Origin of the sequence: Streptomyces rishiriensis (genome assembly GCF_003112535.1) — a bacterium.
GTDB classification, from domain to species: Bacteria; Actinomycetota; Actinomycetes; order Streptomycetales; family Streptomycetaceae; genus Streptomyces; species Streptomyces rishiriensis.
Genome location: NZ_BEWA01000012.1, coordinates 342,134 through 353,884 on the forward strand (window position 1 = coordinate 342,134; position 11,751 = coordinate 353,884).

Here is an 11,751-nt window from a genome sequence, read left to right on the forward strand (position 1 = left end):
GGGCCTGCTGATGTCCGTGGTCGACCGCCAGGAGTGGGACGTCGTCGTGGTCGGGGCGGGGGGCGCCGGGCTGCGCGCCGCCATCGAGGCACGAGAGCGGGGCGCCCGCACGGCCGTCATCTGCAAGTCGCTGTTCGGCAAGGCGCACACGGTGATGGCCGAGGGCGGCATCGCGGCGGCGATGGCCAACGCCAACGAGCACGACAGCTGGCAGGTCCACTTCCGCGACACCCTGCGCGGCGGCAAGTTCCTCAACCAGTGGCGGATGGCGGAGCTGCACGCCCAGGAGGCCCCGGACCGGGTCTGGGAGCTGGAGACCTGGGGAGCGCTGTTCGACCGCACCAAGGACGGCCGCATCTCCCAGCGCAACTTCGGCGGCCACGAGTACCCGCGCCTCGCCCACGTCGGCGACCGCACCGGCCTGGAGCTGATCCGCACCCTCCAGCAGAAGATCGTCTCGCTGCAGCAGGAGGACCACGAGGAGACCGGCGACTACGAGTCCCGGCTGAAGGTCTTCCAGGAGTGCACGGTCACCCGGGTCCTCAAGGACGGCTCCCGGGTGAGCGGCGTCTTCGCCTACGAGCGCGAGACCGGCCGCTTCTTCGTCCTGCAGGCGCCGGCCGTGGTGATCGCCACCGGCGGCATCGGCAAGTCCTTCAAGGTGACGTCGAACTCGTGGGAGTACACCGGCGACGGCCACGCGCTGGCGCTGCTCGCCGGAGCCCCCCTGCTCAACATGGAGTTCGTGCAGTTCCACCCCACGGGCATGGTCTGGCCGCCGTCGGTCAAGGGCATCCTCGTCACGGAGTCCGTCCGCGGCGACGGCGGGGTGCTGCGCAACTCCGAGGGCAAGCGGTTCATGTTCGACTACGTCCCGGACGTCTTCAAGGAGAAGTACGCCGAGTCCGAGGAGGAGGGCGACCGCTGGTACGAGGACCCGGACCACAACCGGCGTCCCCCCGAGCTGCTCCCCCGCGACGAGGTGGCCCGCGCCATCAACTCGGAGGTGAAGGCCGGCCGCGGCTCCCCGCACGGCGGGGTCTTCCTGGACGTGTCGACGCGCATGCCCGCCGAGGTGATCCGTCGGCGGCTGCCCTCGATGTACCACCAGTTCAAGGAGCTGGCGGACGTCGACATCACCGCCGAGGCGATGGAGGTCGGCCCGACCTGCCACTACGTGATGGGCGGCATCGCGGTCGACTCCGACACCGCGGCCGCGCGCGGGGTGCCCGGCCTGTTCGCGGCCGGCGAGGTGGCCGGCGGCATGCACGGCTCCAACCGGCTCGGCGGCAACTCCCTCTCCGACCTCCTGGTGTTCGGCCGGCGGGCGGGCCTGCACGCGGCCGGGCACGCCGCGGCGACGACCGGACGGCCGCGGGTGGACGACGCCCAGGTGGACGCGGCGGCCGCGGAGGCCCTGCGCCCCTTCTCCGCCGAGGCGGCCGGCGAGGAGCCCGTGGCCGGCCCCCCGGAGAACCCGTACGCGGTCCACCAGGAGCTGCAGCAGACCATGAACGACCTGGTCGGCATCATCCGCCGGGAGGGCGAGATGAAGCAGGCCCTGCTCAAGCTGGCGCAGCTGCGGATCCGGGCCCGGCGGGCCGGCGTCGAGGGCCACCGCCAGTTCAACCCCGGCTGGCACCTGGCCCTCGACCTGCGGAACATGCTGCTGGTCAGCGAGTGCGTGGCACGGGCGGCTCTGGAACGCACCGAGTCGCGCGGCGGCCACACCCGCGAGGACCACCCGGCGATGGAACGCGCCTGGCGCAACGTCAACCTGCTGTGCGTGCCGGCCGATCCGGCCGACGGCCCGCCGGTGGTCGACCCCGAGGACGGGCAGATCCGGCTCGTGCGGGAGACCACCGACCCCATCCGCCCCGACCTGCTCGCCCTTTTCGAGAAGGAGGAGCTGGTCAAGTACCTCACCGAAGAGGAGCTGTACGAATGAGCAGCTACGACGCCCACTTCAGGGTGTGGCGGGGCGACGTGCGGGGCGGGGGCCTGGAGGACTTCACCATCGAGGTCAACGACGGCGAGGTGGTCCTGGACATCGTCCACCGGCTCCAGTCCACCCAGGCGCCCGATCTCGCCGTCCGCTGGAACTGCAAGGCGGGCAAGTGCGGTTCCTGCTCGGCGGAGGTCAACGGGCGTCCCCGGCTGCTGTGCATGACCCGTATGTCGGTCTTCGACCGCGCGGAGACGATCACCGTCACTCCCCTGCGCGCCTTCCCCGTGATCCGCGATCTGGTCACGGACGTGGGCTTCAACTATCAGAAGGCGCGGGAGGTCCCGGCGTTCGTGCCGCCCGAAGGGGTCGGACCGGGCGAGTACCGGATGTTCCAGGAGGACGTGGACCGGTCGCAGGAGTTCCGCAAGTGCATCGAGTGCTTCCTGTGCCAGGACACCTGCCATGTCGTGCGCGACCACGAGGAGAACAAGACGGCCTTCGCGGGCCCGCGCTTCCTCATGCGGGTCGCCGAGCTGGACATGCACCCGCTGGACGCGGCCGAGGAGAGCGGCCTGGACCGCAGACGCACGGCCCAGGACGAGCACGGTCTCGGCTACTGCAACATCACCAAGTGCTGCACCGAGGTCTGCCCCGAGGGCATCAGGATCACGGACAACGCGCTGATCCCGCTGAAGGAGCGGGCGGTCGACCGCAAGTACGACCCGCTGGTGTGGCTGGGCTCGAAGATCAGGAGGCGGCCTTCGTAGACGGGAGGCAGAAGTCCACCGCCGCCCGGCCGGCGGCCGGCGGGCCCGGGAACATGAACAGGCCCAGGCCCACGGCGCTCATCGGTGGGCAGAAAACCGGGTGGGCGAGAGGCGGGGTGGGCAAAAGCCGGGTGGACGGAGAAAAGCCCGTCCGCCTACCGGACCCAACCGCTGCGGTACGCACGCCAGTCGGTCTCCGTCGCCGCGAAGTCCACGTACGCCGCGACCCCGAAGTTCGCGCGGTCGGCGTCGGTCCGTGACAGCCCCAGCCGGACGCCCCGGACGGCGGCGGCGACGGTCTCCGCGTGCGCCCAGTGGCCGAACCGGTTCTCACGGTAGAAGGGCAGCCCCATCAACAGGTCGGTGGAGGCCGGGGTGACCTCCAGGGCGAGCGAGGTCTGCTGGGCGACATAGCCGCCGTAGGTGCTCTGCAGCGGCTGCATGGTGTCGTACGACATGACGGCGATCTGGTCGACGCGGCGGGCGACCTCGCCGAAGAACTGCTGCGACCACCACTTGGGGTGCCCGGTGGTCGTGCCCCAGAACGAGTGGAAGCCGGGCACCGGGTCGATCTGGTGGGCGGCGACGGAGAGCTGGGCGTGCCGGGCGCGGGTGACGGCGCGCAGGGCGTCGAGCAGGGCGAGGTAGTCGCCGTCGCCGGAGTGGAGGGGTTCGAGGTCGAAGTGCGCGCCCTCGAAGCCGACCGCGAGGACCTCCCGGGCCGACCGCACGACGGCGGCCCGGGTCGCCGCACGCTCCAGGCGCATGCCGTCCGGGCTCTCACTGGCGAGCACGTCGCCCAGCCAGGCCTGGACGCGGAGCTTCGGCGCTTCCCGGTGCACGGCGGCGATGAACCGGCCCGCACGGGCGTAGGCGGACGCGGGCAGCGTGCCGTCGTGCTCCAGCGGACCGGCGTGCACGTAGAGGTCCCGGATGCCGGTGTCCCGCAGACGGCGGCCCAGCGCCCGGACGTCCGCGTCCGTCTTGCGGCCGTCGACCCAGGCGTGACCCAGCCAGAGGGCGTCCTTGCCCCGGGTGCGCGTGCCCTCGGCCGGATCGCCCAGGTAGTTCACGCGCAGCGCGGCCTCGGCGACCAGCACCGGCACGAGGACGAGCAGCACGACGACGAACGCCCCCCGGCGCAGCCACCGGCTCCACCGCTTCCCCCGCGCGGTCTCGGTGGCGGTCTCGGTCTCAGCCTCCGTGTCGGCCCTGGTGTCGGCCCTGGTGTCGGCCCTGGTGTCGGCCCTGGTGTCGGCCTCGGTGTCGGGCTCGGTGTCGGGCTCGGTGTCGGCCTCGGTGTCGGCCTCGGTGTCGGCCTCGGTGTCGGCCTCGGTCTGTGCGGTCGTCCGTCCCGGTGGTCGTTCCATCGGGCCCCCTCCCGTGTCGTTCCGCCCCACGGCCCCCGAGTCGGGTGCATCCCGCTCGCGTGCCCGCATTCGCGGCCATACGCTCGCAAATGTGACCTCTTCGCAGCCTCGTCGAGGCCGGCCCCGGCGAACCGGCTCGCACCTGTCCGTACGGGTGGCCCATACCGTGCTGGGCGGTGCGGTCGGGGTCATGTGGCTGGTGTTGCCAGAGATGACGTCCGGTGCGGGCGTTCCGGTTGCGATCAAGGAGCCGACGCCGGCCGCGAGCACGACCGCCGTCGCCGTCACCGCCGGGGAGGGCGGGAGGTCCACCGTCGATCTGGTGCTGCCGCTGGTGGCCGTCGGGACGGCCGGTGCGGCGGCCGGATACGCCTACATACGCCGGGTCAGACGCACCCGCGGCCGGACGACGCCCGGCGGGGCGAGCCGCCCTCCGTCCGGGCAGTCGCCGCCGCAGCCCGCCGCCCTCGACGAGGAGGCCTGTGCCGCGCTGGTCGCGGCCGACGACCGGATCCGGGCGGCCCGCTGCGAACTCGGCTTCGCCGAACAGCTGTTCGCGCCGCAGGACACCGCGCGCTTCCGCCGGACCGTCGACGAGGCCGGCGCCGAACTGGCCGCCGCGTTCCGGATGCGGCAGCGGTACGACGAGGGGGTGCCGCAGGAGGAGGCCGCCCGGGGACACGCGCTCGCCGGGATCGTCGGCCGGTGCGCGGAGGCGCAGGCACTGCTGGACGCGGCGTCCGCGGCGTTCGAGGGGCTGCGGGAGCCGGGCCGGGCGTCGGGTGAGGCCCTCGTGGTCGCCGAGGGCCGGTTCCGGGAGCTGACCGGGCGGGCGGGGGCCGCGGAAGCCGTCCTCGCCGAGTTGCGGGCCCGGTACGCGCCCACCGCCACCGCAGGCGTCGTCGGAAGCGTCGAGCAGGCCAAGGACCGGCTCCTGTTCGCCACCGTCCGGCTGAACGAGGCGCGCCAGTCGGCCGATTCGGCGCAGCCGGTGCGGGCGGCCCGGCAACTCCTCGCCGCGGAGGGCGGCATAGACCAGGCCGCCGTCCTCCTGGAGGGCGTCGACCGGCTGGCCGCCGAGCTGCGAGCGGCCGAGCGGGCGGCGCCGGTCGCCCTCGCGGCGGCGGAGGCGGAGGTGTCCCGGGCCCGGGCAGGGGCTCGGGCAGGGGCAGCGCACGAGCACGAGCACGAGCACGGAGAAACGGAAAGCGGGGCGCATGGGGGCGGGGCCGGGGCGGCGACGGAGGCCGGGGCGGGGCAGGGGCGGCAGGTGGCCGTCGCGCCGGCCGACGCCTCCCCGGAGCTGCTGCCCGCCCGGCTGCTCCAGGCCGACACCACGCTCGCCTCGATCCGACGCCAACTGCCGGACCTCCAGCCACCGGCCAGGAAGCCCGGCAGCCGAGCCGCCGGGCCGGACTCACACCGGCGGGACCCGCACCGACAGGACCCGCCCGCACCGGACGCCGACGGGCCGGACACCGCTGGGCCGGACACCGACGAGCCGGACACCGCTGGGCCGGACGCCGCTGGGCGGGGGCCGCGTGAAGCGGGCTGGGATCCGGTCGCGGTGCTGCGGCGGATCGTACGGGCCACCGCGTCGCTCGCGTCGGGGCGGGACGAGACGCTGCAGACCGCCGCGCTGATCGCCGCCCGGAGCGCCACCGCCGCCGCCGCCGACTTCGTCGAGACGCACCGGGGCGCGGTGGGCGCGCTCGCGCGCACCCGGCTCGCGGAGGCGCAGCGGCTCCTCGCGACCCGGGACCCGGCGGACCTCGCACCCGCCGACGCCCTCGCCCTGGAGGCGCGGGAGCTGGCCGAACTGGACGTCCGGGCGCACGGAAACCCCTACGGCGGGCCGGACCACACGGCCGGCGTCGGCGGCGCCGTCCTCGGCGGCGTCGTCCCGGCCGAGGATCCCGACGGCGGGACGCCCGCGGGCTTCGCCGGACCGGCCGCGGCCGCCGCCGGTGGGTGAGCGCCCGTCAGAACAGGCTCAGCAGGGCTTCCGCCGGGTCCGTCAGCGTCGTCTCGCCGTCGGGCAGGGGCAGTTCGAACCACACCGTCTTGCCGCGCGGCGTACGGCGCGAGCCCCAGGCCGCCGAGAGCAGCCCCACGAGCTGCAGGCCCCGGCCGCCCTCGTCGGTGTCCCGGGCTCGGCGGCGGCGCGGCTGGACGAGGCCCGCGTCCCAGACCTCGCACACCAGGGTGCGGTCCAGCAGCAGCCGCAGTCTGATCTCCCCCTCGCCGTAACGCAGCGCGTTCGTGACCAGCTCACTGACCAGCAGTTCCGTCGTGTCGACGAGCGCTTCGAGGCCCCAGGACAGCAACTGGCCCCGCGCGTACTCCCGAGCCCGCCCCACGCTGCGCGGCTCGCGCGGCAGCGTCCAGTCGCCGACCGAGTCGGCGGGCAGCCCCTGCACCCGCGCCATCAGCAGTGCGATGTCGTCCTCGCCGTGGTGCGAGTCGAGGGTGTTGAGCACGTGGTCGCAGACGTCCTCCAGCGGGGCGGAGGGGTCGGTGAGAGCCCCTACGAACGCGTTGAGGCCCTCGTCCAGGGGATGGTCGCGGGATTCGACCAGGCCGTCCGTGTAGAGCGCCAGCAGCGCGCCCTCGGGGAGGTCGACCTCCACCTCCTCGAAGGGTTCGCCGCCGACGCCGAGCGGCATGCCCGGCGGCACGTCGAGCATCAGGGCCGGCTCGCCGGGCTCGACGAGGACCGGGGGCAGATGGCCCGCGTTGGCGAAGGTGCAGCGCCGGGTCACCGAGTCGTAGACCGCGTACACGCAGGTCGCGAGGTACACCTCGGACAGGTCGGCCTCGCGGGGCCGGCGGGCGGCCCGGGTGGCCTGCTGGACGCCGCCCGGGGTGCCGAGCCCGCGGGCGATCTCGTCCAACGCGGAGAGCACCTCGGCCGGTTCGAGGTCGAGCAGGGCCAGCGTGCGCACCGCCGTGCGCAGTTCGCCCATCGCGACCGCGGCCCGCAGACCGCGGCCCATCACGTCGCCCACCACCAGCGCCGTACGGTGGCCGGGCAGTTCGATGACGTCGAACCAGTCGCCGCCGACCTCGCTGGGCCGGCCCATCGAGACGTTGCCGGGAAGGTAACGGCAGGCGATGTCCAGGCCCGACGCCACCGGGTCGCCGGGCGGCAGCAGCGACCGCTGCAGCATCAACGCCCTTTCGTGCTCGCGCCGGTACAGGCGGGCGTTGTCGATGCAGACCGCCGCCCGCGCCGCGAGCTCCACGGCCAGATCGCGGTCCCGGTCGCCGAACGGCTCGCTGCCCTTGGTCCGCGAGAACTGCGCGAGGCCGACGACGGTGTCGTGGGCGACCATCGGGACGGCGAGGGTGGACTGCACGAGGCCTCCCTCCTCGCCGGGGATGGTCTGCGGGCGGGCGGTGCGCAGCGCGTCCGCGCAGGGCGAGTTGAACGGGAAGTGGTGGACCGCGCCGACCGCGACGGGCGCGCCCGCTCCGGGGAAGGGAGCGTCGGAGACGGCGGAGGAGAAGGCGACCCGGCGCAGTTCCGCGCTGCCGTCGGCGAGGCCGGGCGGTGTCTCGTCGCCGGCCAGGAGCCCCTGGTAGAGGTCCACGGTGGCCAGGTCGCAGAAGCCGGGCACGACCACGTCGAGGAGCTCGCGCGCGGTCGTCTCCAGGTCGAGGGAGTTCCCTATGCGGGCTCCCGCGTCGTTCAGGAGGGCGAGATTGCGCCGTGCTGCGGCGGCCTCGCGGGCGGCGGCGCGACGGGCGGTGATGTCGGTGCCGAGCCAGGCGATGCCGATGGGGCGGCCGCTGCCGCTGTGCACCCGGTACAGGTTGATCGACCAGTGCCGGCGTTCGTCGGAGCCCGGGACGAACCCGGTGACGTGCATGTCCGTGATGGAGTCACCGGTCTCCAGGACCCGGCGCAGCGTGGCGCTGACCCGCTCGGCCTCGGCCCGGGGCAGGTAGTCGTGGACGCCCTTGCCGTGGTGTTCGTCGGGGGTGCCGCCGAAGATGGAGGCGAACCGGTGGTTGGCGCGGCGGACCCGCAGGTCGGGGTCGATCAGCAGGAAGCCGAACGGGGATTGACCGAAAATCGCCTGCGAGGCGGCGAGGTCGGTCTCGATGCTGCGGAGCGTGCGGACGTCGACGACGATGCACACGGCCGCCTTCTCGCCGTCCAGACTGCGCGTCGGCATGACGTAGACCTCGGCGAGGCCCTTCTCGCCCCGCCCGCCGCCGGGCACCGGATCGGGCATCCGAAAGGGGACCACACCGGTCCACTCCCGCCCGTCGAGGATCTCGGCCATCTTGCGCTGACCGCGTTCGCGCAGATCGGGGTCGATGAACGCGTCGATGGGATCCATGCCGACGGCCCGCTCGGCGGGGATGCCGAAGATCTGCTCGGCGCGCAGACTCCACTGGTCGACGAGGCCGTCGGGACCGATGGAGAACGAGGCGACCTTGATGTAGTCGTAGATCGAGCCGGGCGGGCTGCTCTGCCACATGGCGTCACCGGGCGTCGCCGCTTCGCCCTCCCCGTCGGCGACGCCGTGCAGGGCGTCGGCGGCGAGCGCACCCGCGGCCTTCGCCCTCGCGCCGCCCGACGGGTCCTCGGACTCCGTGGCCTTCGCTGGTATCTCGCTCACGCGAACCGTCCCCTCCAGCTCACCGCGTCCGGCACCGGTCACCGGCGGCGGCTGCCCGCAGTATCCAGCACTACGGGTCCGCACGACACGGTGTTCACGATCACAGCACGGTCCAGGCGTTTTTTGGCCCGTCCCGCGACAACACTTCCAGTCTTCTAACCAGCGGGCACGTGGTCGAATCACACCTTGCGGCACGGGTCGCGGACCGGCACCGGACAGGTGACGGCGGGAGCCCCGCCGTACACGGGGGTCATCCCCCCGTCACGTCCCGTCAACCCGGCACCGCGAGCTCGAACCACACCGTCTTGCCGGCGCCCCCGGGGCGGGTGCCCCAACGGCGCGCGGAGGAGGCCACGAGCTGCAGCCCGCGCCCGCTCTCGTCGTCGGGCCGGGCGACCCGCTCGCGCGGCGGGTCCGGCAGCGGGTCGGACACCTCGACCAGGAGCACGCCCTCCAGGTGCGCCGGGCGGACCAGACGAACACCGATGGGACCGGTCGCGTGCCGAAGAGCGTTGGTCACCAGCTCGCTGACCAGCAGAGCCGCGATGTCGCCCACGCTGTCGAGGTCCCAGTGGCGCAACTGGTTCCGGACGGCGCGGCGGGCGGTGCGCACGGCACCGGGCTCCGCGGGAAACGACCACTCGGCTCGGTCGCCCTCGGTGTCGATCACGCCGATCACTTCCCAGCCCAGCGACTACACCCATGTCCGGTTTCGTGGGGTTAATGGGCACATACCCGATATCCAGGAGCCAGTACCGCTCGGCAGGGCGCACAGTGGCACGAACGGCGTACACCCCGCCACCACTCCACCCACCGACGCGCCCCACCGACGCGCCCCCAGAAGTGCTCCGCCGACCGCCGACCGCCGACCGCCGACCGCCGACCGCCGACGAGGGTCATCTCCCGTCAGTGGGGGCGTGACGACTCAGCGCGCGTCGGCGGCGAGTCGGGCGAGCGTCTCGCGTACCGCGGGCACGTCCTGGTCGAGCCAGTCGACGTCCCAGACCTCGTCCGGGGAGAGCCAGCGCAGCGCGTCGTGGTCCTGGAGCGGCTCGGGGGCGGCCGAGCCGGGCCGGAGCCGGGCGGTCCACACGCGCAGGACGTAGGGCGGCCTCAAAGGCCACTCCCCCGGGACCGGCTCGACGGTCTCGGCCTCGACGCCGAGTTCCTCGCGCAGTTCGCGCACGAGGGCCGCCTCGGGTCTCTCCCCCGGCTCGACCTTGCCGCCGGGCAGTTCCCAGCGTCCGGCGAGTTCCGGGGGCGCGCTGCGGCGCGCGGCGAGCAGGCGGCCGTCGTCGAGCAGGGCGGCTCCCACCACCACGATCCGTTCCGTCATGCGGCGGAGCCTACGGGACCGGGACCGGCGCTCGGTCCCGGTCGGGACCGAGGTCGACGCCGAGTCCGGGGCCGGGACCGGGATATGCGCTGGGCCGGGATCGGAACCGGGTCAGTTCAGGGTGCTGTCGCCGTTCTGCGCCTGAGCCTGCGTCTGGGCCTGGGCCGGGGCTTGGGCCTGCGCCGCAGGCTGCGTCTGCGCCTGATGCGTCGTCTGGGGGTGGCGCTGCGACTGCCCCTGGGGCTGGCCCACGCGCTCGACCCAGTAGAGCTGCTTGTGTCCGCGGCCGTCGAGGCTGTCCACGGTCTCCTGGGCCTCGGCCCGGGTCGCATACCTGCCCACGCGGTAGCGGTTGCCGTTGTCGTCCTGCCGTATGACGAGCCAGGGCAAAGAGGTGGCGCTGTCGTTCATCGCGTCTCCCGCCCCCTTCCCGTCCCGGCCCGGCCGGATCCCGTCCGCGGCGCGCCGCGCGCCCCGCCTGCCAAGGAAACCGCAATCCGCATATGCCCGAGCGTACGCCTTACCTTTACGCACCGAACACGGCTTTGCACAAAGAGGTACGCAACCAGCCAAGACGCAGGGGGCGCACGAGGCCGAACGCGCCGTGCGTGCGGCGTAACGCGTCCGGTCGGCAGGGGTCCGGGCGCGCACCGGGCGACCTGCGGGAACGAGCGGAAACGACCGGATTCCGACGCCCTGCGACCGGCTCCGGGAGGGACGAGTTCCGGGGGCAACTGCCGGAAGGGTGTGCGCTGCCCCACCGCGTGCGCTACAGCCCCCGAAACGCGCCCCCGCCTCCCCCACTCCACCCGCACCACCGGACGGCCCCCTCCGCGACCCGGCCTCCTCCGCGACCCGGCCACCCCTGCCGCACCAGCCGCCCTCCCCGCAGCGCGCCCCCCGCCCGCTCCGAGGCGGCTACTTCACCGGCAGGTGGTACGCGACCCGGTAGCGGTCGGCCGGGATCACCACGTCGGCCGTCTCCACCGCGCGGCCCGAGGCGTAGTACGTGCGCTGCACGACCAGGACCACATGCCCGGGGACGCCGCCGAGGGTCAGGAGTTCCTCCGCGAGGCCGGGGCGGGCTCCCACCTCCTCGGTGACGTTGTCGACGATGACGTCGATGGCCCGCATCCGCTCGACGACGCCCATACCGCCCAGCGGGCCTTCCTCGGGGAGCATCACCGGGGTGCGGCCGGTGACGGCGAGGGGCTCCCAGGAGGTGGAGAGCATCATCGCCTCGCCGGCCTCCCGGAAGACGTACTTCGTGCGCATCACGCGGTCGCCGGGCTGGACGCCGAGGCGCTCCGCGACGGCGACGCCCGCCTCGACCTGCTCGCTGCTGGACTCCCACGTCCCCCGGATGTGCGCCTCGGCCTGCTCCTGACGGAACGGCGTCGCCCCGCTCTCCGGACGGTAGCCGGAACGGGCGATCCGGCGGGGAACGGGCCGCTCGCGCACATACGTCCCCGAGCCGGAGCGGCCCTCGACCAGCCCCTCGGCCATCAGCACCTTGCGCGCCTCCAGGGCGACGGTGTCCGAGACGCCGTACTCCTCACGGATTCTCGCCTGGGACGGGAGGCGGGTGTGCGGTGGCAGCGATCCGTCGGCGATCTTCTTGCGGAGATCACCCGCGACACGCAGATACGCCGGCTGCTCACCGAATGTCACTGGCCACTCCCATCAGGTTGTACAGACA

9 protein-coding genes are annotated in these 11,751 nt (G+C 73.6%); 3 read left to right on the top strand and 6 right to left on the bottom strand.

Annotation, left to right across the window (positions count from 1 at the left end):
- Positions 1 to 10 precede the first annotated feature (10 nt).
- Both Sri02f_RS20840 and Sri02f_RS20845 read left to right on the top strand, forming a co-directional pair.
- On the top strand, positions 11 to 1,948 hold the full coding sequence (locus Sri02f_RS20840) for a fumarate reductase/succinate dehydrogenase flavoprotein subunit (RefSeq protein ID WP_109002828.1): 1,938 nt from the start codon (positions 11 to 13) through the stop codon (positions 1,946 to 1,948).
- Entirely contained in the window at positions 1,945 to 2,715 is a 771-nt protein-coding gene (locus Sri02f_RS20845) for a succinate dehydrogenase/fumarate reductase iron-sulfur subunit (protein ID WP_109002829.1), read from the top strand. Before Sri02f_RS20840 ends, Sri02f_RS20845 begins: the two co-directional genes overlap by 4 nt.
- A gap of 155 nt (positions 2,716 to 2,870) precedes the next feature.
- Here Sri02f_RS20845 and Sri02f_RS20850 read toward each other — a convergent pair whose 3' ends face one another.
- Complete coding sequence (locus Sri02f_RS20850; protein ID WP_245970708.1) at positions 2,871 to 4,085, bottom strand: hypothetical protein; 1,215 nt, start codon at positions 4,083 to 4,085, stop codon at positions 2,871 to 2,873.
- 91 nt (positions 4,086 to 4,176) lie between these two features.
- Here Sri02f_RS20850 and Sri02f_RS20855 point away from each other — a divergent pair, with 91 nt between their 5' ends.
- Positions 4,177 to 6,060 carry a hypothetical protein gene (locus Sri02f_RS20855; protein ID WP_159106757.1) on the top strand — a complete coding sequence of 628 codons (1,884 nt, stop codon included), beginning with the start codon at positions 4,177 to 4,179 and terminating at the stop codon, positions 6,058 to 6,060.
- 7 nt (positions 6,061 to 6,067) lie between these two features.
- On the opposite strand, the gene Sri02f_RS20860 is transcribed toward Sri02f_RS20855, so the two are convergent.
- The 5 genes from Sri02f_RS20860 to Sri02f_RS20880 form a co-directional block, all read right to left on the bottom strand.
- Positions 6,068 to 8,716 (bottom strand): SpoIIE family protein phosphatase, encoded by a 2,649-nt coding sequence (locus Sri02f_RS20860; protein WP_109002831.1) that lies wholly within the window; start codon positions 8,714 to 8,716, stop codon positions 6,068 to 6,070.
- A gap of 271 nt (positions 8,717 to 8,987) precedes the next feature.
- Positions 8,988 to 9,395, bottom strand: a complete 408-nt coding sequence (locus tag Sri02f_RS20865) for an ATP-binding protein (protein ID WP_109002832.1) — start codon at positions 9,393 to 9,395, stop codon at positions 8,988 to 8,990.
- A 246-nt stretch (positions 9,396 to 9,641) separates the two neighbouring features.
- Complete coding sequence (locus tag Sri02f_RS20870; protein ID WP_109002833.1) at positions 9,642 to 10,052, bottom strand: (deoxy)nucleoside triphosphate pyrophosphohydrolase; 411 nt, start codon at positions 10,050 to 10,052, stop codon at positions 9,642 to 9,644.
- 111 nt (positions 10,053 to 10,163) lie between these two features.
- Positions 10,164 to 10,463 (bottom strand): hypothetical protein, encoded by a 300-nt coding sequence (locus Sri02f_RS44125; RefSeq protein ID WP_109002834.1) that lies wholly within the window; start codon positions 10,461 to 10,463, stop codon positions 10,164 to 10,166.
- A 507-nt stretch (positions 10,464 to 10,970) separates the two neighbouring features.
- The gene (locus tag Sri02f_RS20880; RefSeq protein WP_109002835.1) at positions 10,971 to 11,723 is read right to left on the bottom strand and encodes a GntR family transcriptional regulator; all 753 of its coding nucleotides are present in this window, start codon (positions 11,721 to 11,723) and stop codon (positions 10,971 to 10,973) included.
- Positions 11,724 to 11,751 lie beyond the last annotated feature (28 nt).

Coding starts and splice junctions, on each gene's coding strand:
- Sri02f_RS20840 (WP_109002828.1), top strand. CDS start 11: ATGTCCGTGGTCGACCGCCAGGAGTGGGACGTCGTCGTGGTCGGGGCG.
- Sri02f_RS20845 (WP_109002829.1), top strand. CDS start 1,945: ATGAGCAGCTACGACGCCCACTTCAGGGTGTGGCGGGGCGACGTGCGG.
- Sri02f_RS20850 (WP_245970708.1), bottom strand. CDS start 4,085: ATGGAACGACCACCGGGACGGACGACCGCACAGACCGAGGCCGACACC.
- Sri02f_RS20870 (WP_109002833.1), bottom strand. CDS start 10,052: ATGACGGAACGGATCGTGGTGGTGGGAGCCGCCCTGCTCGACGACGGC.
- Sri02f_RS44125 (WP_109002834.1), bottom strand. CDS start 10,463: ATGAACGACAGCGCCACCTCTTTGCCCTGGCTCGTCATACGGCAGGAC.